This window comes from Xanthomonas sp. NCPPB 3583, assembly GCF_041475715.2.
Taxonomy (GTDB): Bacteria; Pseudomonadota; Gammaproteobacteria; order Xanthomonadales; family Xanthomonadaceae; genus Xanthomonas; species Xanthomonas euvesicatoria.
On the sequence record NZ_CM191263.1, the window covers coordinates 4,948,734 to 4,967,585 of the forward strand.

Annotated in this window: 19 protein-coding genes; 12 read left to right on the forward strand and 7 right to left on the reverse strand. The window is 66.6% G+C overall.

Annotation, left to right across the window (positions count from 1 at the left end):
• Window positions 1–292: 292 nt before the first annotated feature.
• Window positions 293–5,101 carry a putative Ig domain-containing protein gene (locus ACCQ07_RS21165; RefSeq protein WP_372363645.1) on the reverse strand — a complete coding sequence of 1,603 codons (4,809 nt, stop codon included), beginning with the start codon at window positions 5,099–5,101 and terminating at the stop codon, window positions 293–295.
• 266 nt (window positions 5,102–5,367) lie between these two features.
• Here ACCQ07_RS21165 and ACCQ07_RS21170 point away from each other — a divergent pair, with 266 nt between their 5' ends.
• The 4 genes from ACCQ07_RS21170 (at window position 5,368) to ACCQ07_RS21185 (ending at window position 7,666) form a co-directional block, all read left to right on the forward strand.
• Window positions 5,368–5,913: a phage tail protein gene (locus ACCQ07_RS21170; protein ID WP_071118195.1), complete on the forward strand. Its 546-nt coding sequence runs from the start codon at window positions 5,368–5,370 to the stop codon at window positions 5,911–5,913.
• Between the two features lie 66 nt (window positions 5,914–5,979).
• Entirely contained in the window at window positions 5,980–6,507 is a 528-nt protein-coding gene (locus tag ACCQ07_RS21175) for a phage tail protein (protein ID WP_057682050.1), read from the forward strand.
• 60 nt (window positions 6,508–6,567) lie between these two features.
• On the forward strand, window positions 6,568–7,104 hold the full coding sequence (locus tag ACCQ07_RS21180) for a phage tail protein (RefSeq protein WP_011349185.1): 537 nt from the start codon (window positions 6,568–6,570) through the stop codon (window positions 7,102–7,104).
• 4 nt (window positions 7,105–7,108) lie between these two features.
• Window positions 7,109–7,666 (forward strand): GNAT family N-acetyltransferase, encoded by a 558-nt coding sequence (locus ACCQ07_RS21185; RefSeq protein WP_014091557.1) that lies wholly within the window; start codon window positions 7,109–7,111, stop codon window positions 7,664–7,666.
• An 18-nt stretch (window positions 7,667–7,684) separates the two neighbouring features.
• Here the strand turns inward: ACCQ07_RS21185 and ACCQ07_RS21190 are convergent, their stop codons facing one another.
• The gene (locus ACCQ07_RS21190; RefSeq protein ID WP_011257259.1) at window positions 7,685–7,972 is read right to left on the reverse strand and encodes a DUF6916 family protein; all 288 of its coding nucleotides are present in this window, start codon (window positions 7,970–7,972) and stop codon (window positions 7,685–7,687) included.
• A 382-nt stretch (window positions 7,973–8,354) separates the two neighbouring features.
• On the opposite strand from ACCQ07_RS21190, the gene ACCQ07_RS21195 reads away from it, so the two are divergent.
• Genes ACCQ07_RS21195 through ACCQ07_RS21220 form a run of 6 tightly spaced genes read left to right on the forward strand, consistent with a single transcriptional unit; the run spans window position 8,355 to window position 12,460 of the window.
• Window positions 8,355–9,149, forward strand: coding sequence for an ABC transporter ATP-binding protein (locus ACCQ07_RS21195; protein WP_011349187.1), 795 nt, complete (start codon window positions 8,355–8,357; stop codon window positions 9,147–9,149).
• Entirely contained in the window at window positions 9,149–9,898 is a 750-nt protein-coding gene (locus tag ACCQ07_RS21200; RefSeq protein ID WP_011349188.1) for an MlaE family lipid ABC transporter permease subunit, read from the forward strand. The genes ACCQ07_RS21195 and ACCQ07_RS21200 overlap by 1 nt, the downstream gene beginning before the upstream one ends.
• A gap of 11 nt (window positions 9,899–9,909) precedes the next feature.
• Window positions 9,910–10,455 (forward strand): outer membrane lipid asymmetry maintenance protein MlaD, encoded by a 546-nt coding sequence (gene mlaD, locus ACCQ07_RS21205; protein WP_008575276.1) that lies wholly within the window; start codon window positions 9,910–9,912, stop codon window positions 10,453–10,455.
• Complete coding sequence (locus tag ACCQ07_RS21210) at window positions 10,452–11,114, forward strand: MlaC/ttg2D family ABC transporter substrate-binding protein (protein ID WP_008575277.1); 663 nt, start codon at window positions 10,452–10,454, stop codon at window positions 11,112–11,114. Before mlaD ends, ACCQ07_RS21210 begins: the two co-directional genes overlap by 4 nt.
• Window positions 11,104–11,394, forward strand: a complete 291-nt coding sequence (locus ACCQ07_RS21215) for an STAS domain-containing protein (RefSeq protein ID WP_029820564.1) — start codon at window positions 11,104–11,106, stop codon at window positions 11,392–11,394. The genes ACCQ07_RS21210 and ACCQ07_RS21215 overlap by 11 nt, the downstream gene beginning before the upstream one ends.
• Window positions 11,395–11,404: 10 nt before the next feature.
• Window positions 11,405–12,460, forward strand: coding sequence for an MlaA family lipoprotein (locus ACCQ07_RS21220; RefSeq protein ID WP_071118269.1), 1,056 nt, complete (start codon window positions 11,405–11,407; stop codon window positions 12,458–12,460).
• A gap of 140 nt (window positions 12,461–12,600) precedes the next feature.
• Here ACCQ07_RS21220 and ACCQ07_RS21225 read toward each other — a convergent pair whose 3' ends face one another.
• The 5 genes from ACCQ07_RS21225 to ACCQ07_RS21245 all read right to left on the reverse strand — a co-directional run bounded on the left by ACCQ07_RS21225 (window position 12,601) and on the right by ACCQ07_RS21245 (window position 17,155).
• Window positions 12,601–13,074, reverse strand: coding sequence for a nuclear transport factor 2 family protein (locus ACCQ07_RS21225; RefSeq protein ID WP_122273453.1), 474 nt, complete (start codon window positions 13,072–13,074; stop codon window positions 12,601–12,603).
• A 58-nt stretch (window positions 13,075–13,132) separates the two neighbouring features.
• Window positions 13,133–13,684, reverse strand: a complete 552-nt coding sequence (locus ACCQ07_RS21230; protein ID WP_372363649.1) for a glutathione peroxidase — start codon at window positions 13,682–13,684, stop codon at window positions 13,133–13,135.
• A 153-nt stretch (window positions 13,685–13,837) separates the two neighbouring features.
• Complete coding sequence (locus ACCQ07_RS21235) at window positions 13,838–14,239, reverse strand: hypothetical protein (protein ID WP_031425245.1); 402 nt, start codon at window positions 14,237–14,239, stop codon at window positions 13,838–13,840.
• Between the two features lie 191 nt (window positions 14,240–14,430).
• On the reverse strand, window positions 14,431–15,963 hold the full coding sequence (locus ACCQ07_RS21240; RefSeq protein ID WP_186379751.1) for a DNA recombination protein RmuC: 1,533 nt from the start codon (window positions 15,961–15,963) through the stop codon (window positions 14,431–14,433).
• Between the two features lie 184 nt (window positions 15,964–16,147).
• A complete protein-coding gene (locus ACCQ07_RS21245; RefSeq protein ID WP_218497362.1) occupies window positions 16,148–17,155 on the reverse strand; it encodes a zinc-binding alcohol dehydrogenase family protein in 1,008 nt (335 codons plus the stop codon).
• A gap of 95 nt (window positions 17,156–17,250) precedes the next feature.
• Here ACCQ07_RS21245 and ACCQ07_RS21250 point away from each other — a divergent pair, with 95 nt between their 5' ends.
• The gene (locus tag ACCQ07_RS21250; protein WP_126952606.1) at window positions 17,251–18,183 is read left to right on the forward strand and encodes a LysR family transcriptional regulator; all 933 of its coding nucleotides are present in this window, start codon (window positions 17,251–17,253) and stop codon (window positions 18,181–18,183) included.
• A gap of 334 nt (window positions 18,184–18,517) precedes the next feature.
• Entirely contained in the window at window positions 18,518–18,748 is a 231-nt protein-coding gene (locus tag ACCQ07_RS21255; protein ID WP_029820556.1) for a hypothetical protein, read from the forward strand.
• Window positions 18,749–18,852: the final 104 nt, after the last annotated feature.

The following is an 18,852-nucleotide window of genomic DNA, read 5'->3' on the forward strand; positions in this document are numbered from 1 at the left end:
TTGCCGCGCTGGGACGCAAGGCCGCACGGCACCGTGCAACAGCGCTGCGCGGGAGATGCCGATCGACGGCGCGCCGCACACCGTGCGTCACCCACTGCCATCAGGCTCAACACCACATTCGACGTACTGCGGTCGTTACGTGCAACCTTCGAGACGCCCAACGCAGCCATTCACTGCGTCCGCGAGCGTCATCGCAACCACGCGCGCAACACGCCGCCGACATCACAAACGTGATGGGCCGGGGCGTTCGCCCGGCCCATCGCGTTGCATGACCGCGTGGCTTACAACCCGATCAGTATTTCTTTTCCAGATTGATCATCCAGGTCTGATCGTTGTTGCTGTCGCCGTCGGTGATGCCGCGGTATTCCAGCCGCGTCGACAGGCCTTGTTCGGTCAACAGCGCTGCACCGATGCCCACCATCAACCGGTTGCGGTCGAACGCGCTCTGCGCGGTGCGATAGAACGGGCCACCGGTAAGGTCGGCGTAGCTCAGGATCGCATCGCCACGGCCCTGGAAGTCGCGCTGGTACTCCACGCGCAACTGCGGGGTCAGCCGTCCCCAGGCAACCTCGCGACGCCATTCCAGACGCAGGCCGAGATTTCCGGTGGTGGTGGCCACATCCATGTCGGCATAGCGCAGCGCGAACGGGGCCACGCCTGCTTCTACATAGCCGTCCAAGGTGGCGCGTGCCACATCCACCCGTGCGTACGGGGTGATCTGCAGCGTGCCGCGTTGCAGGTCGGCACCGGTGGACAGCGAGGCGATCCACTGCTTGCCGTCGCGGTTGCCCTCGGCCAGCGAACTGTCATCGGTGACGAAGCGGCGCAGGTCGTAAGACAGCAGCTGGTAGCCGACCAAGGTGTCGAAGAAGAACGCCTTGCCCGGATGGAAGCTGGCGTACAACGCCATCGTGTAGGCAGTGGCCTTGCTGTGGCTGCCGTTGTTGCCCACGTCGCTGTCGTCGCGGCCCCAACCCAGGCCCGCGCCGATCGCCAGCGACGAGGCAACCCGGTAGTCGGCACCCACGCTCAACCCATCGGTCTGGAAATCCACGCCGTTGCTGTTGGTCTGGCGGTTCAGGCTGCCCGAGCGGATTGCGCCGCCCACCCACAGGCCCAGGTCACCCTGCGTCTGCGCGCTGCTGCCGGTGGTGCCGGTCGCCGCGGGCGCATCGCGGAAGTCGTTGTCGACGTCCTGCGTGTCCGGGCTGCACGGCTGCGCACTGATGCCGCGCTCGGCCTGGCGGCAATGCGAGGTCGGCTGGAAGCTCACTGCGTTGGTGAAGCTGCCGCCGCCGCGATGGGTGGCCTCCAGACGGCGCTGGAAGTTGTCGATCTGCGCCCGCGCAAAACGCCGCGTGGACTCGGACTGCGCATCGATCAGGCCACGCACTTCCGCATCCACGCTCGGGTCGCGCCGTGGCGCGATGTTGAACACCACACTGGCCGGGGCCGAGGTGGCGAATGCGTTGGACAAGGTGAACTGCACCGTGGCCTGGCCGACGAAGGCCGGGTTGGGTGTAAAGGTCAGGGTAAAGGTCGGCGTCTCGGCCATTGCAGCGGCCGCCGGCGACAGACCGGAGGCACGCGCCGCCGCCGCACTGGCGGTGCCGCCCACGCGGGTGATGGTGGCGGTGCCGGCCGAGGCCGGCAACACCGCAACCACCGCAGCCGCCACGAACGGCCCGCCGGTAGCGTTACGGGTGATGTCCACCTGTTGCGCTTCGCCCGGCACTGCCGCCGCAGTCACCGACACCGCCACCGGCCGCACGTTGACCGTGATGGTCAGCGTCACCGCTGCCGAGGTGCCGCCTGCGCCGCTGGCGGTATAGCTCAGCACGTCGGTGCCGGCAAAGCCGGCGTTCGGCGTGTAGACCACTTCCAGCCCGTTGACCACCGCCGTGCCGTTGGTGGGCGCGCTGGCAATGGCGATCGCGGTGATGCTGCCGGTGTCGTTGGCGGTGACCGCTGCGGTCACGGCGGTGTCGGTCATGGTGGCGGCAACATCGGCCACCGCCACCGGCGCCGCATCGTTCACCGTGAAGGTGTAGGCCTGCGTGGCGCTGGCATTGCCCGCATCGGCCACCGCAATGGTGAACGACGTGGTGCCCTGTACCGTTGGCGTGCCCGACAGCGTGCCGTCGCTGGCCAGCGTCAATCCGGCCGGCAACGTGCCGCTGGCAATGCTGTAGCGGTACGGCGCAACGCCGCCGCTGGCGGTGAGCACCTGGTTGTAGGCGGTGCCACGCACGGCCGGCGGCAAGGTGGGCTGCCCCGGCACCAGCGTTGCGGCGTTGATGGTCAGCGAGTAGCTCCGGCTGGCCTGCGCGGCGGGGCTGGGCGTGCTGTCGGTGACCGTCAGGGTGAAGGTGAAGGTCCCCGACACCGTCGGCGTCCCGCTGAGGCCGCCGGTGGCAGCGTCCAGTCCCAAGCCACCCGGCAGCGCGCCGGCAGTGACTGCATAGCTGTACGGCGCGGTGCCGCCGGTGGCCGGCGTGACCGCAGCTGCATAGGCCTGCCCGGCCGTCCCTGCCGGCAAGGTCGACGCCGGCAACACCAGGTTCGGGCCAGCCACGGTCAGGCTGTATGCCTGCGTGCCGGTGAAGCTGTTGGCGTCGGTGGCCTGTACGGTGAAGTTGAACGTACCCTCCAGCGTGGCCGTGCCCGACAAGGTGCCGTTGCTGGCCAAGGTGATCCCGGCCGGCAATGCACCGCTCGTGATCGCGTAGGTGTAGGCCGCCGTGCCGCCGCTGGCGGTCAGCGTCTGGCTGTAGGCGGTGCCACGTGTTGCGGTGGGAACCGTGGACGGCGCCACTGCAATCGTCGGCGCGGCGATGTTCAACGTGTATCCGCGCGTGCCCTGCGAGGGCGTGCCGCTGGTACTGTCGGTCGCAGTGACGGTGAAGCTGAAGCTGCCCACGCTGGTGGTGGTGCCGCTCAATGCGCCGCTACCGCTATTGAGCGTGATGCCGGCGGGCAACGCGCCGGCGGTGAGCGCGTAGCTGTAGGGCGCAATGCCGCCGGCGGCCGGAGTGATCGCACTCGAATAGGCCTGGCCCGCGGTGCCGGCCGGCAAGGTGGTGGCCGGCAAGATCACGTTGGCGCCGGCCACGGTCAGGGTATAGGCGCGGCTGCCGCTGGTCGGTGCCCCGCTGTCGGTTGCGGTGACGGTGAAGTTGAAGCTGCCGCTGGCAGTCGGCGTACCGGACAGCACCCCGGCGGCGTTCAGGGTCATTCCGGCCGGCAACGTACCGGCACTGATCACGAAGCTGTAGCCGGGGGTGCCACCGCTGGCGCTCAGCGTCTGGCTGTACGCGCTGCCTGCGGTTGCTGCGGGCAGCGACGCCGGCGAGATCGTCACCACCGCATCATCGTTGAGGATAGTGCCGGTGCCGGTGGCGCGGGCGATGGTCGCATTGCTGGCGCCGGACAGGCCAACGCTGAAGGTTTCGTTGGGCTCGACCGCGGTGTCGCCATTGACGGTGACGGCCACGCCTTGCGCGGTCACGCCCGGCGCGAAGCTCAGCGTGCCGGAGCGCGCGACATAGTCGCTGCCGGCGGTGGCGGTCCCGTCGGCGGTGGCGTAGTTGACCGTGACGGTCTGGCCGCTGGCAGCGCTCAGGCTCACCGTGAAGGTGGCCGTGGTGGTGCCGCTGTTGCCTTCGTTGACGCTCACATCGTCGATCGACAGGGCCGGCTGCGCATCGTCGTTGACGATCGTGCCCAGGCCCTGCCCGTCACTCACGCTGGCACCGGTGACGTTGCTGAGGTTGACGAAGAACGTTTCGTTCGGCTCGGCCAGCGTGTCGCCGGTGACCAGCACGGTGAAGGTGGCGCTGCTGCTGCCGGCCGGGATGGTCTGCCCGATCAGACTGGAGGCGACATAGTCCACACCCGCAGTGGCGGTGCCATCGGCCGTGGCGATATCGAAGCTGACGCCGCCGGCGCCGGCCGGCGCGCTCAACGACACGGTGAAGGTGGCGTTGGTGGTGCCGGCATTGCCTTCGTTGACCGAAACATCGTTGATCGACAGCGCCGGCTGGTCGTCGTTGAGGATGGTGCCGGTGGCGCTGTTCGGCGAACCGACCGTGTAGCCGCTGCCGGTGTTGAGGCTGATCACCACGGTTTCGTCGGGCTCGACCGTGCTGTCGGCGGTCGGATTGATGGTGATGGTGCCGGTGGTCTGGCCGGCGGCGATCACCAGCGGCGAACTCACGGCCGCATAGTCGGTGCCCGAGGTCGCGGTGCCGCTCACGCCAAAGCCGATGGACAGCGCGGTGGGCGACGGTTGGTTCAGGGTGACCGTGTAGAGGAGATTGGTGGCGCCGTCCTCGGACACGCTGGCCGGGGAAACGGCGATGCTCGCGGAAGGGAAGTCGTCGTTGACGATGGTGGCGGTGGCGCTGGACGGGCTGCCGGTGGAATAGCCGGTGCCATTGGCGACACTGAAGATCACCGTTTCGTCGGTTTCCACCGCGGTGTCGGCGATCGGGGTAACGCTGAAGCTGGCCGAGGCGGTATTGGCCGGCACCACCACGCTGGTCACGGCGCCGGAGTAGTCCGTGCCGCTGGTCGCGGTGCCGCTGCGGGTCAGGTTGACCGTGGTCGCCGAGGTATTGGTCTGGCTCAGCGTCACCGTGTAGACCAAGGAGGTACCGCTGTCCTCGTTGGCGGCGGACGGGCTGACCGCGATGCTGGCGGTCCGCGAGGGGGTAATCGTGATATTGACTGTGATGGTATCGCCAGCGCCGTCTTCCAGCGGAAACGTGTCGCTGGTGGCGCTGTCGCCATTATGCGTGTATGTGACGATCTGCGTTCCCTGTGCTCCGCTTGGATTAGGAACGGTCAGAGTGCCGTGGGGAGGCTGCACTCCGTCCCAGCCAACGCCGATGTCGTCTACGCCAGTGCCGTCGCAGGTGGTGACGTCGATCTGCACCGAGCCACCCTGAACTACAGTGGCGTTCAACGTCGGACAATATTGCGACGCCGCTGCTGCGGCCTTGCCGGAATACAGCGTACTCAACAGCAGCAGCGCGAACACCAGCGGCCAACGCAAAACGACGCGCACGCCTGCAGCCATATTGGTGCAATTCGTAGACATATTCCATTTCCCCGGAAAATCACGCCACCCCGCTGGCGCCGGCAACGCTCCTGGTGCCTCAGACAGCACGGTTATAGGCCTTGAAAGGCATATTCCCCACCATGCTGCGCTAGCATTTGAACAGTAAATTTACGTATTCGTAAAGCACCAAATACGTCGCCCCTGTCCGATTCAGCATTATCAATGCTTGCATTGCGCAGAAGACGTGATTAAGTAGAGCAGCGCCAGGCGCGATGTCGGCGTCAAACACCCTAGGGGAGATCCGCATGAGCGAGTTCTTCATCGGTCAGATCATGCTGACCGGTTTCGCGTTTGCGCCGAAGTATTTTGCGCAATGCAACGGTCAATTGCTGCCGATCAATCAGAACCAGGCCCTGTTCAGTCTGCTCAGCACGCGGTTCGGCGGCGACGGCAAGACCAATTTCGCGCTGCCGGACATGCGCGGCCGCACGCCGATGGGCTATGGGCCGTCGGCGGATCCGGCATGGCAGCCGACGGCGATGCCAATGGGTCAGGCCGCTGGTGCGGAGACGATGACGCTGGTGGAAAACCAGTTGCCTGCACACCTCCATCTGATGGAATGCGCCAGCGCCGCCGGCAATAACCGCAACCCAACCGGGCGCCTATTCGCCAACAATGGCGCCACGTCGGGAACGGCGACACCGCTGTACGCCGCGCCGGGGAGCGTGGTCCCGCTCTCGCAAGCCACGGTAGGCGCAGAGGGCGGCGGCCAGGCGCATCCGAACGTGCAGCCATACACCACGATCAATTTCTGCATCGCGCTGTCCGGCATCTTCCCTTCGCGCAGCTAGGCGCATCCGCACTCGGGTGCGCAGCGCACTGGTGCGCGGATCACCTCATCGACCAGGAAGAATCTCATGGGTACTCCCTTCATCGGCGAAATCCGCCTGTTCGGCTTTGGCCGCACTCCTCAGGGCTGGCAAGCGTGCGATGGCTCATTGCTGCAGATCTCCGAATACGAGCCGTTATATGTCCTGCTCGGCACCGCCTACGGTGGAAATGGCACCAGCACCTTTGCAGTGCCTGACCTGCGCGGCCGCGTGCCGGTCCACCAGGGCCAGGGGCCGGGACTGAGCAACTACGTGCTTGCCCAGAGTGCCGGTACCGAGACGGTGACGTTGACCGATCTGCAGATGCCGGCGCATACGCACGTCGCGCAAGCTACCACCGCGGGGGCGACAGCGACGGCACCCTCGGGCTTGTTGCCTGCAGCGGTGAGCGGCGACACTTTCTATCTCACCACCACCGGCGGCGCCACGGCGCAAGCGATGTCGGGGCAGAGCACCTCATTCGCCGGTGGTAACCAGCCGCACGACAACGTCATGCCCACACTGACGGTGCAGTACTGCATTGCCACCACCGGCATCTTTCCGCAGCAAGCCTGATCCCATGCGCCGCGTCGACGTGGCTGCGGCACGCATCCGCTCCATCGGAGGAATCCGCTCATGACCGAACCCTATCTCGGCGAAATCCAGTTGTTCGGCTTCGACTACAACCCTTACGGCTGGGCCCTGTGCAATGGTGCCGTCCTGCCGATCACGCAGAACAGCGCGCTGTATTCGCTGCTCGGCATCGCCTACGGCGGCAATGGCTCCAGTACGTTTCAGCTGCCGAACTTCACCGCGCGCGCTGGCTGCCAGCAGGGCCCCGGCCCTGGCCTGACCCCGCACACGCTGGGCAGCAATTTTGGTTCCGCAGGGGTGAATCTGTCGGGCTCGGAGATGCCGATGCACCAGCACGGCGTCAACTCGTTCTCCTTAGCGGACCAGACGAAGAAGAGCGGTGCGCCCGTCGGCGGCGCCGCGCTTTCGTCGCCAGGTAGCAGCAGCGCACGTCCATATAACGCAATTGCGCCCGACAAGCAGTTCTCTCCCGTTATGTTGATTCCCACCGGCAACGGCCAGGCCCACGAGAACCGGCAGCCGTATCTGGCGGTAAACTTCTGCATCGCGCTGTCCGGCGACTACCCTGTCTTCAGTTGATGTCATGACACGCCCGCTTTCCGGCGAGGTCGTGAAGGCATCCGGCGGCGCAAGCCAGACCACGTTGCCGGGTGCGCACGCCATTGCATTGCGCGAAGAGCAGGATGCGGATCTGCCCTGGTTGCAGGATCTGTACGCCAGCACGCGTCGCGAGGAGCTGGCACCGGTGCCTTGGCCGGAAGCGACCAAGCGCGCCTTCCTGCAGCAGCAGTTCGCCCTGCAGCGCGCGCATTACCGGCAGCAGTTTGCCGATGCGGACTTTCTGATCGTGCAGACCAAAGCTCTAGCGATCGGCCGGCTGTATCTGCACCGCGGCGCCGCACACCACACGCTGGTCGATATCAGCCTGCTGCCGGACTGGCATGGCAAGGGCATCGGCACGCAGTTGATTGCACATGCGCAGGCGTGCGCCCGCGATGCGGGATGTGCTTTGTCATTGCATGTGCTGCACGCCAACCCCGCCGCGCAACGCCTGTATGCCCGCCTCGGATTCGTTGCAGGCGACAGCACCCAGACCCATCTGCAGATGCACTGGCATCGGCACGATCACCTGCTCAGTTGAACGTGCAGCTGGCCGTATTCAATTGAATACGGCCTGATACAAGAACCCGTCGCGCTCGCGCGCCACCGGCACCAGGAAGATACCGATCTCGCCGAGCCGCGCATGCCGCATCTGATAGGTCTGCTGCGGAAACAAAAAGGCCGAACCATTCCGAAACAGCAGCGAGAACGGCGCACGTTGCGAATTGCGCGCGTGCTGCAAGGGCCGCGCCTCCACCAGCACGAACGGCACCTCGCCCTCATTCAAAGCGGCGGCAAAGGTCTCGTTGACGCTGCCGGCAAAGTGTTCAAGCGTCAGCAACTCCATGGAAGATTCCTGCAGCGACGAAGTAGCGTGGATCGTCACGTTTTGTGGCCGGTTCGACAAGATGCCGCTGCCGACAACGCGACATGCTAGGCAGATCGTTGCGCAACTGCGACAGGCAAGACGACCAGGGGCACATGCCAGTCTCAAGGTACACACTGCGTGCTGTGGCAACGTCGCTTACGTCCCTACCGCAGCGTACGTTTGCCGATCGCGACCGTATGCGTGGGCCTGGTTGCGTTGCAGGACACGCTGTTACGCAGACAGCGACACGCAACCCGCACATCGCCCTTCGGTGAATGCGACAATACTGCACGCGCCAGTCTGGTTATGTTCAGCGGTGCACGGGCTACTCTATCGCGTTGTAATTTTGTTAAAGGCACCGATGACGGCTTCCGCTTCCCCTGTCGTGCAGTTGTCCGGTGTCCGCATCGATCGCGGCGGGCGCACGATCCTGCGCGATGTGTCGCTGGAGGTGCCACGCGGCAGCATCACGGCCGTGCTCGGTCCGTCCGGTAGCGGCAAATCCACCATGCTGGCGGCGCTGACCGGCGAGCTGCGCCCGGTCGCAGGCACGGTCACGTTGTTCGGCAATCCCATTCCCACCGGCAGCCGCGCGTTGCTGGAGATGCGTCGCAACGTCGGCGTGCTGCTGCAGGGCAATGGCCTGCTCACCGACCTCAGCGTGGCCGAGAACGTCGCACTGCCGCTGCGCACCCACACGCGGTTGCCGGCAGCGGTGCTGCAGCGCCTGGTGCAGATGAAGTTGCATGCAGTGGGCCTGCTGGCCGCAGCCGATGCCTGGCCGCGCGAGTTGTCCGGCGGCATGGCACGGCGCGTGGCACTGGCGCGCGCGCTGGCGCTGGACCCGCCGCTGATGATCTACGACGAGCCGCTGACCGGACTGGACCCGATCGCCTCGGGCGTGATCATGAGCCTGATCCAGCGCCTCAACGACAGCCTGGGCCTGACCAGCATCATCGTCAGCCACCATGTGCACGAGACGCTGCCGATCTGCGACCAGGCGGTGGTGATCGCCAATGGCGGCATCGTGTTCGCCGGCACGCCGGCGCAGCTGCAGGACAGTACCGACCCGCTGGTGCAGCAATTCCTGCACGGCCAGCCGGACGGCCCGATCGCCTTCGATGCCGCCCCGCGCCGCGACCGGAGTGCTGCCTGATGGCCTTCGCCGATTCCATTCGCGCCTTCGGCCGCGCCGGGCTGTTTTCGCTGACGGTGCTGCGCGGCTCGCTGCCCACGCGCGATTTCATTGCCGAACTGGTCCGCGAGATCTACAAGGTCGGCGCGCGCTCGCTGCCGATCATTGCGGTGGGCGGCGCCTTCGTCGGCCTGGTGCTGACCTTGCAGGGCTATCGCACGCTCACCACCTACGGTGCGTCCGATGCGTTGTCCACCTTGTTGGGCCTGTCGCTGTATCGCGAACTGGCGCCGGTGCTGACCGCCTTGTTGTTCATTGGCCGCGCCGGCAGTTCGATCGCCGCCGAGCTCGGCCTGATGCGCGCCACCGACCAGATCAAGGCGCTGGAGCTGATGGCCATCGACCCGGTGGCCAAGGCCGTGGCGCCACGCTTCTGGGCGGCGGTGCTGACGGTGCCGTTGCTCACCGGCGTGTTCTGCTCGCTGGCCATCACCGGTGGCTATTTCGAAGCGGTGCATGTGCTGGGCATCGACAACGGCACGTTCTGGTCCGGGCTGAGCAACAGCGTGGACGTCTGGGACGACTTCGGCGTGGCGATGCTCAAGTCGGCAATCTTCGGCGGCACCGCTGCACTGGTTGCCGCCTACGTGGGCTTCCATGCCGAACCGACTATCGAAGGCACCTCGGTCGCCACCACCCGCGCGGTGGTGAATGCCTCGTTGCTGGTGCTGATGTTCAACTTCGTCCTTTCTGCAATGTTGTTTAGGTGAGTGGAATAACTATGGCCATGCGTGGACCACGACTCGAATTCGCCGTCGGCGCCTTTTTGCTGCTGACCCTGGCCTCGCTGCTGGTGCTGGCGGTGGCCTCGACCAACCAGCGCTGGGGCTTTGGCTCCAGCCAGTACACGCTGACCGCCCGCTTCAGCCAGATCGGCCAGCTGCGCGCGCAGGCACCGGTAAAGATCGGCGGGGTGACCATCGGCAAGGTGTCCAACATCAGCCTGGACCCGACCAAGTTCGATTCGATCGTGACCCTGTCGCTGGATACCAAATACAAGGACCTGCCGGCCGACACCTCGGCCGGCATCTTCACCAGCGGCTTGCTGGGCGAGAGTTATATCGGGCTGCAGCCGGGCGGCGACCCGGACACCCTCAAGCCGGGCGACGAAATCGGCTTCACCCAGCCGGCGGTGGATCTGCTGCAGCTGGTTGGCAAATACATGTTCAGTGGTGGCGGTGGCGGCAGCAATGCCCCGGCCGCCGCCAACGGCCAGGCGCCTGCGCCTGCCCAAACCGCTCCTCCCTCTACGGAACCACACCAATGAAGACCACTGTGCTTTCTGCCGTCCTGGCCTCGACCCTGCTGGTGTGCGCACCGGTCACCGTGCTGGCGCAGCCGGCCGCTGCCAGCGCACCTGCGCAGGGCGCAGCGACCAAGACCGTCATCGACAGCAGCACCCGCATCCTGAGCACGCTGGACCAGCGCCGTGCCGAGTTCCGCAGCAATCCGGCGGCGCTGCGTCAGTTCATCAATGGCGAATTGAACAAGGCCTTCGACCGCGACTACTCGGCCCGCCTGGTGCTGGGCGTGCATGGCCGTGGCGCCTCCGATGCCGACGTCAAGCTGTTTGCCGATGCGCTGGCCGACAACCTGATGCAGCGGTATGGCACCGCGCTGCTGAATTTCGAAGGCAAGCCGACCTTCCGCGCCAAGTCCGAGAGCGCGCTGCCGGGCAACCGCGGCGTCAAGGTCTCCACCGACCTGCTGCGTGCCGGCAACGACCCGACCCCGGTCGACTACCTGATGCGCAATACCGGCGGCCAGTGGAAGATCTTCGACGTGATGATCGAAGGCATTTCCTACGTGCAGACCTTCAAGACCCAGTTCGACGGCCCGCTGCGCGAGAAGGGCATCGCCAAGGTGGCCGCCGAGCTGCGTAGCGGCAACCTGCAGGTCGGTACGGCACCGGCCAATGGCAACTGATACCGTGCAACGCTCGGGCGACACGCTGGTCATCACCGGCGTGCTCGACCGTGCGGCGGTCACCGCGGCCTGGCCGCAGGCGATCGCACAGCTGGATGGCGCGCGCACGCTGGACCTGTCGGGTGTACAACGCCTGGACAGTGCCGGCGTGGCGATGCTGGCCGAACTGGCTGCCCGGTTACGCCAAGCCGGCAGCGGCGCGGTGGTGGGCGAGGCGTCCGGTCTGGACGAATTGCGCGCCGCCTACCGGTTGTCCCCCACTCTCGATTTTCAGGCCTGAGCGCCAGCCCATGACCCAGTTCCGTTCTCTCCCGTTGTTGGCCAGCCTGCTGCTGGGTGCCTGCGCCAGCCAGGCGCCCAAATCCGCACCGCCGTCGGGCGGTACCGCCATCGCGCCTGCGACCGAGGCGCCGGTACGCGACGATGCCGGAGTGACCGCGCAGCCGGCCGCCGCCGGGATGGCCGCCCCGGACGCGCTGCCGGCGAGCGCTGCTGCTCCTGCCGATGCGCAGGCCGCGGCGGGTACCGGCACCGCCGCTGCAGGCGCGCCCACCGATGCCGAAAGCGATTTCGATGCGCTGTATGGCCCGACCACCCCGCAAGCAGGTGCCAACGGTGCGCCGGCACAACCGGGCGCGGCGCCGGCATACGACCCGTGGGAGCGCTACAACCGCGGCATGCACCGCTTCAACATGGCGGTTGACCGTGGCGTGGCGCGTCCGTTGGCGACGGCCTACACCAAGGTGGTGCCGAGCCCGGCGCGTCTGGGCGTGACCAACTTCTTCGACAACCTGGGCACGCCGCTGACCATGGTCAACCAGCTGCTGCAAGGCCACCCGGTCCATGCGATGCAGTCGCTGGGGCGCTTTGTGATGAACAGCACCCTGGGTGTGGCTGGGCTGTTCGACCCCGCCTCGGCGGCCGGCATCCCGCGGCGCAGCGAAGACTTCGGCCAGACGCTGGGCGCGTGGGGCTGGCGCAATTCGCGTTACTTCGAACTGCCGTTGTTCGGCCCGCGCACCGTGCGCGACACCTTCGGGCTGGCGGGCGATATTCCGCTGTCGTGGATTCGCCAGGTGGACGACGGCGGTACGCGCTTCGCCCTGCAGGGCTTGCAGCTGGTGGACACGCGCGCGCAGCTGATGTCGCTGGATTCGCTGCGCGACCAGGCGCCGGACGAATACGCGCTGACCCGCGATGCGTGGATGCAGCGCCGCAATTACCAGATCACCCGCGATCTGCGCAGCCATCGCGAGAAGAACAACGAGCTGCCGGAATACCTGCGCGACGACAAGGACAATACCGTGCCGGGTAACGCCATGCCGATCCCGAACTGGGTGCGTTGAGCGGTTAGGGTTTTGGCGAGTGATGAATGTAAAAGCCCGGGAGCGATCCCGGGCTTTTTTGTGTGTTAGGCACCAGGCGGACCCGTTGCGACGTCACGACGAACGCCCGCATTGCCAAGCGCCTCGGTGTGACAGCAGTGCTAGGTGCCGTCGTTGCGAGGCGGTGTCGGTACCGCTGCATCCTGCGCAGCGATGATTTGCCACCGACCACTCCGCTTGATCCAGATATCGGTCCAGACATACCGGCCCGTAGACCCGTCTTTACGGGTCCACGTTTCGCTCCCGTGTGCGATCGCGGTCTCTCCGAAGAATCTGACGTTTATTTCGTCGAGTGTGTTGGACATGATCTGTTTGGCAGGACCGGTCTCGCGAGTGACCTGGGATTTATCGTATCTGCGGCCCTTGGTGTCAGTCCCGATGAAGTCGTCGGCAAAGTAAATCCTGCGCTTTGACCGATCTCCTGTCACGACAGACTCTGCCCAGTCGCGAGAACAGTCGACGATGTACCGCTCCGCCTGCGTGTCAGGGGTGGACGCCGTGCCGGGCATGTGCGAGCAGCCAGTCACCATCGACAACGCGAGTATTGAAGAGCTGAAGAAGTGATTGAAGGTCATTGCCTGTTCCCTGGCTCCCGATAAGAACGTGACGCGTCATCGCAATGCCGCCAGCGCGCTATGCGTGGGTGGCCAGCGCCGCATCCACTGCCGCACGCAGGCGCGCATCGTCGGCGGGAATATCCGGAGCGAAGCGGTCGATGATCTTCCCGTCGCGGCCGATCAGGAATTTTTCGAAGTTCCACACCACGCCGGGCGCGGGGTTGGGGGCGATGCCGTAGCCGGCCAGTTTTTCGCGCATCGGGCCCTCGCCGGTGGTGTGCGGATGGGTGCTGGTCAGTGCGCGATACAGCGGGTGCGCCTGGTCGCCGGTGACGGCGATCTTGGCAAACATCGGGAAGGTGACATCGTAGGTGAGCTGGCAGAACTGCGCGATTTCCGCTTCGCTGCCCGGCTCCTGGCCGTTGAAGTCGTTGGCCGGAAACCCCAGCACTTCCAGGCCCTGTGCGCGCTTGTCGCGATACAGCGCTTCCAGGCCATCGTACTGCGGGGTCAGGCCGCACTTGGAGGCGACGTTGACTACCAGCAGCACCTTGCCGCGGTAGTCGGCCAGGGTGGTGGGCTGGCCGTCGATGCGGGTCACGGGAATGTCGTACAGCGTCTGGCTCATCGATGCGTCCTGGACAGGTAGAGCCGAGAGCATAAACGGCCAGGGTGGAGCGAGCGATGCCGCTGGCTCACGCGGCTGGCAGTTGTCTGCAGCGGCGCCCACGGGCCGAAAGGCTGACCGGCCAGGACCCGCGCTCGGCCATCTTCGAAGCCCTCAATCGATGCACAACGCCGCCTGGCCCTTGCCGCCGACCACCTCCTGGCGGCAACCGAAACGATCGCTGTCGCGCTGGCAGGTCCCGGTGGCCGCCGCGCCGGTCGGCACGATGCTGGTGGCCAGGCAGTCGCCGCTGCAATCGCTGTTGTCGGTGCAGGTCTTGCCGGCATCGGCATACGGCACGATGCAGCGCGGAACCTGCATGCGGCCGACCGGGCGCAGTTGGCCACCCTTTGCGGTGCAGGCAGCGGCGTCGGCGCTGGTTTGTGCAGCAGGGGCCTGCGCGGCTGGCGAGGCAGGGGAGGCGGTTGGCGCATTGCTGCAGGCAGTCAGCAGCAGCGCGCAGAGCCCTGCGTGGATCCATCGGGTCGCCATGTTGAAACTCTCGTCTTGAATCAGGTGGGTGCAAGCATCGCGGTGGCGATGTCTGCGCGATGTGCTGGCGATCGGCGCAAGCACGTGCCGAAAACCTGCATTCGTAGGAGCGTACCCGGGCGCGATGAAGCGTTATCGGTAAAGCGGCTCGCGCCCGGGTGCGCTCCTACGTGTGCTGTCGCCTGCGCAGGCCATGCATCGGCGTCGGCAGCCAATCACGCCTGCTCGTCGGTGCTGTCGTCTTCGCTGCTGGTGCCGGTGTCGTCGCTGCCATCGTCCAGCAGCGCCTGCGATTGCTCGCCGGCCAGGGTTTCCACCCCGCGCAGGCGGCGTTCGATGGTGCGGGTCTTGCGGCTGGCTTCGCCCAGGCTCTTGCCGACGGTGCTGATCTGCCGCTCGGCCTTTTCCAGAATGCCGGCGAACTTGCCGAACTCGCTCTTCACCGCGCCCAGCACCTGCCAGACCTCGCTGGAACGCTTTTCGATCGCCAACGTGCGAAAGCCCATCTGCAGGCTGTTGAGCAAGGCAGTAAACGTGGTGGGGCCGGCCAGCACCACGCGGTGTTCGCGCTGCAGCAGATCGACCAGGCCGGCACGGCGGATCACTTCGGCATACAGCCCTTCGGTGGGCAAAAACATCACCGCGAAGTCGGTGGTGTGCGGCGGGCAGACGTACTTGTCGCTGATCGACTTGGCCTGGATGCGGATGGCGCGTTCCAGTTGCACGGTCGACTGCTTGATCGCGTCGAGGTCGCCCTTTTCCTGCGCGTCGATCAGGCGTTCGTAGTCCTCGCGCGGGAACTTGGCGTCCACCGGCAGCCAGACCACCTGCTCGTCGCCGCGGCCGGGCAGGCGGATTGCGAAATCCACCGCTTCGGCACTGTCGGGCTTGACCCGCACGCCGCGGGCGTATTGCTCCATCGTCAGCGTCTGCTCGAGGATGTTGTCCAGCTGCACTTCGCCCCAGCCGCCGCGGTCCTTGACGTTGGTGAGCACGCGCTTGAGGTCGCCCACGCCGGTGGCCAGCTGCTGCATTTCGCCCAGGCCGCGTTGCACCTGTTCCAGCCGTTCGGAGACCAGCTTGAACGAGGCATCCAGGCGTGTGTTGAGCGTGGTCTGCAGTTTTTCATCGACGGTGGCGCGCATCAATTCGAGCTTGCTGGCGTTGTCGTGTTGCAGGTTGGCCAGCTGTTGCTCGAGCGTGGCGCGCATCTCGCCGATGCGCAGTTCGTTGCGCTGGGTGAGTTCGTTCAAGCGCTGGCCCAGCGCTTCGGTGAAGCGTTGTTGCGATTGGCCGGCTTCGGCGCGGCCCTTGCGGGCGTCTTCGGCCAGCGCGTCGCGCAGCGCGGCCATGTGCGTATCGGTGCGCGCGATCAGCTCGGTCAGTTGCTGGCCGAATACGTGGATGCGGGTTTCCTGTTGCTGGCCGAAGCCTTCGAGCTGGGTGCGCAATTCGGTGAGCCGCAGGGTCAGCAGCTCGCCGGTGCGTTGTTGTGCAAGGCCGCTTTCTTCGCGCGCCTTGCGGGCGTCTTCGCCGAGCGCGTCGCGCAGCAGGTCCAGGCGTTGGTCGGTGCGCGTGGACAACTCGGTGAGGTTGCGCGCGAAGGTTTCCAGGCGGGCGTCCTGCTGCCGCGCCAGGCCTTCGAGTTGCTCGCGCAATTCGCCGCGGCCATCGCGTTGCTCGGCGCGCAGTGCATGTTCCAGCGCGGTGGTGGACGGACGTCGCAGCAGCGCCAGCAGCTGCAACACGAGGACTACGACAAGCAGCCCGAGAAGGATCAGGGATTGAGATGACATGCGCGCAGTGTAGCGGCGCCTGTCGCAATAGCTGCGTCGCGGATCTTGGCCAGCGGCGATCGCGTGCCAACGCTGAAGGGTGCGGCTGCACGACAGCGGCCATGCCAGAGCGCTGTCGTGCGTGAGGCCTCTGCGCTCAGAAGCCTTCCAGCACCAGCTTGCCGCGGGTGCGGTGCGATTCCAGCGCGGCGTGGGCGCGGCGCAGGTTGTCGGCGGTGATGCGGCCGTAGTGCTCGCCCAGGGTGGTGCGCAGCACGCCGGTATCCACCAGCTCGGCGACGCGATTGAGCAGATGGTGCTGGGCGATCATGTCCTGGGTTTCGAACAGCGAGCGGGTGAACATCAGCTCCCAGTGCAGCGACACGCTCTTGCGCTTGAGCGGCAGCGCGTCCAGCGTGGCCGGGTCGTCGATCAGCGCCAGCTGACCTTGCGGGGCCAGCACCTCGACCAGTTGGGCGAAGTGCTGGTCGGTGTGGGTGAGGCTGGCGACGTGCTGCACCTGCGCGATGCCGATCCGCTGCAGGCCCTCGCCCAGCGGCTGGCTGTGGTCGATCACGTGATGCGCGCCGAGTGCGTGCACCCAATCCTGGGTTTCCGGGCGCGAGGCGGTGCCGATGACGGTCAGCTTGGTCAGCGTGCGCGCCAGCTGCACCAGGATCGAGCCCACGCCCCCGCCCGCACCGACCACCAGCAATGCCTGGCCTTCGCCGCCGCCTTCGGCAATGCCGAGCCGGTCGAACAGCAGCTCCCAGGCGGTGATGGCCGTGAGCGGCAATGCGGCGGCCGCAGCGTCGTCGAGCGTGGCCGGCTTGCGCCCGACCAGGCGCTCGTCCACCAGGTGGAACTCGGCATTGGTGCCCGGGCGGGTCAGCGCGCCGGCGTAGTACACCGCATCGCCGGGGCGGAACAGGCTGACCGCCTCGCCGACCGCATCGACCACGCCGCTGGCGTCCCAGCCCAGCACGCGCGGGGCATCCACTGCCGCGTTGCTGCGCACCTTGGTGTCGACCGGGTTGACCGACACGGCGTGGATGCGCACGCGCAGGTCGCGCGGGCCGGGGGTGGGCAGCGGCAGCTCGAGTTCGATCAGCGCGCGCGCATCGTCGATGGGCAGGCCGTGTTGCGGGTAGGCGATGGCTTTCATGGCAGGCGTCGTGCGGGAGGGAGTTGCATCGTCAACCACCTGGATTCACGGAAAAACCGGCAAACTGCACAAGCACTTTCACCACTGGAGTGAAGATGGTCCGCTTCGACGACCTGGCGCTGTTCGTGCGGACCGCGGCGCTGGGCAGTTTTTCCAGCGCAGCGCGCGAGGCCGATCTGTTGCCGGGACAGGCCAGCGCGGCGGTGGCCCGGCTGGAACGCGCGCTGGATCTGCGTCTGTTCGCCCGGTCTACGCGCAGCCTGCGGCTGACCGCCGAGGGCGAGCAGTACCTGCCCTATGCGCGCGGCGTGCTGGAGTTGCTGCGCGACGGGCGCGAGCATGTGCGGGGCGCCGACAGTGCGCTGCAGGGGTTGCTGCAGGTGACGGCGCCGTCGGACCTGGGGCGCAACGTGCTGCTGCCGTGGCTGACCGAATTCCGCGCCGCGCACCCGAAGCTGACCCTGCGCCTGCACCTGTCCGATCAGGTGGCCGACCTGTATCGCGCGCCGGTGGATGTGGCATTTCGGCTCGGCCGTATCGACGATGCAGAGCATGTGGCATTGCCGCTGGCACCGGACAACCGCCGCGTACTGGTGGCCGCGCCCGCCTACCTGCAGCGCCACGGGCGCCCCGCCACGCTGGATGCGCTACGCGAGCACGCCTGCCTGCTGTACGTGCTGGCCGGGCGCGCCTACGACCGTTGGCAATTCGACCTGGACGGCCGCCGCCACGTGGTGCCGGTGCGCGGGGCGATGCTGTGCGACGACGCCGATGTGGTGCGGCGTTGGGCAGTCGCCGGCGAAGGCATTGCCTACAAGTCGTGGCTGGATGTGTGCGCAGACGTGCAGGCCGGGCGGCTGGAGGCGCTGTTGCCCGAGTACGGCGATCGGCTGCCGCTGCAGCTGGTGTGCCCGCACCGCAAGCAGTTTTCGCCAGCGATCCGGCAATTGCATGCGCTGTTTGCGCAGCGCTGCCAGGCGCTGACGGCGTTGTACCCGCTGCAGGCCGATGGGGTTGGTATGGGGTGATGCGGTGATCGCAGTGGCGCGATCGGCGCGATCGCTTGGCTAGACAGAAGGCCGGCGGTCGATGCGATGCGCGCAGACGCGCATCATCCACACGCCACACCTGCATGCGCTGCGCCATCTGCCACACGCGCGGTACCTGCCATCACGGCGGCCCTCGCGTGGCCGGCGTGCAAACGGTGGCTGCACGGCTGGGCCATGACGCTGAAATGGCCAGCACACCTGTTTCGATGTCGCATGGCCTGCGGGCTGCAGCGCGTTATTGCCGTGTTCGTTGAAGCGCCCATCACTGCAGCGGTTCTAGCCTGCCGGCATGACCGCACCCCGCCCGGTTCGCATGCAGCGCTATGGCAATCGCGACGGCCACTCGGGCGTGGTGGCCTACGCGCTGGCCGACGACGCCATCGCCGTGCGCTTTCGCAGCGGCGAGACCTATGTGTATACCGCCGATAGCGCCGGTGCCGAGGCGGTCGCGACCATGCAGCGGCTTGCCACGGCCGGACGCGGGCTGAGCACCTACATCAGCCAGAGCGTGCGCGATGCATACGCGGGCAAGATCGAGCTGTAGCGGCGCAAGAGTACAGCGGCGAGAATGCACCGCTCTGCGACTGACCGCAGCGTGCATGGATGCACTCGGCTGCGCGCGCTGCACAAGGCGCGTGCGGGGTTGCA

Excerpts from the sequence above, each read along its gene's own strand:
- ACCQ07_RS21165 (WP_372363645.1), bottom strand. The coding sequence starts at position 5,101 with ATGTCTACGAATTGCACCAATATGGCTGCAGGCGTGCGCGTCGTTTTG.
- ACCQ07_RS21170 (WP_071118195.1), top strand. The coding sequence starts at position 5,368 with ATGAGCGAGTTCTTCATCGGTCAGATCATGCTGACCGGTTTCGCGTTT.
- ACCQ07_RS21175 (WP_057682050.1), top strand. The coding sequence starts at position 5,980 with ATGGGTACTCCCTTCATCGGCGAAATCCGCCTGTTCGGCTTTGGCCGC.
- ACCQ07_RS21180 (WP_011349185.1), top strand. The coding sequence starts at position 6,568 with ATGACCGAACCCTATCTCGGCGAAATCCAGTTGTTCGGCTTCGACTAC.
- ACCQ07_RS21185 (WP_014091557.1), top strand. The coding sequence starts at position 7,109 with ATGACACGCCCGCTTTCCGGCGAGGTCGTGAAGGCATCCGGCGGCGCA.
- ACCQ07_RS21190 (WP_011257259.1), bottom strand. The coding sequence starts at position 7,972 with ATGGAGTTGCTGACGCTTGAACACTTTGCCGGCAGCGTCAACGAGACC.
- ACCQ07_RS21195 (WP_011349187.1), top strand. The coding sequence starts at position 8,355 with ATGACGGCTTCCGCTTCCCCTGTCGTGCAGTTGTCCGGTGTCCGCATC.
- ACCQ07_RS21200 (WP_011349188.1), top strand. The coding sequence starts at position 9,149 with ATGGCCTTCGCCGATTCCATTCGCGCCTTCGGCCGCGCCGGGCTGTTT.
- mlaD (WP_008575276.1), top strand. The coding sequence starts at position 9,910 with ATGGCCATGCGTGGACCACGACTCGAATTCGCCGTCGGCGCCTTTTTG.
- ACCQ07_RS21210 (WP_008575277.1), top strand. The coding sequence starts at position 10,452 with ATGAAGACCACTGTGCTTTCTGCCGTCCTGGCCTCGACCCTGCTGGTG.
- ACCQ07_RS21215 (WP_029820564.1), top strand. The coding sequence starts at position 11,104 with ATGGCAACTGATACCGTGCAACGCTCGGGCGACACGCTGGTCATCACC.
- ACCQ07_RS21220 (WP_071118269.1), top strand. The coding sequence starts at position 11,405 with ATGACCCAGTTCCGTTCTCTCCCGTTGTTGGCCAGCCTGCTGCTGGGT.
- ACCQ07_RS21225 (WP_122273453.1), bottom strand. The coding sequence starts at position 13,074 with ATGACCTTCAATCACTTCTTCAGCTCTTCAATACTCGCGTTGTCGATG.
- ACCQ07_RS21230 (WP_372363649.1), bottom strand. The coding sequence starts at position 13,684 with ATGAGCCAGACGCTGTACGACATTCCCGTGACCCGCATCGACGGCCAG.
- ACCQ07_RS21245 (WP_218497362.1), bottom strand. The coding sequence starts at position 17,155 with ATGAAAGCCATCGCCTACCCGCAACACGGCCTGCCCATCGACGATGCG.
- ACCQ07_RS21250 (WP_126952606.1), top strand. The coding sequence starts at position 17,251 with ATGGTCCGCTTCGACGACCTGGCGCTGTTCGTGCGGACCGCGGCGCTG.
- ACCQ07_RS21255 (WP_029820556.1), top strand. The coding sequence starts at position 18,518 with ATGCAGCGCTATGGCAATCGCGACGGCCACTCGGGCGTGGTGGCCTAC.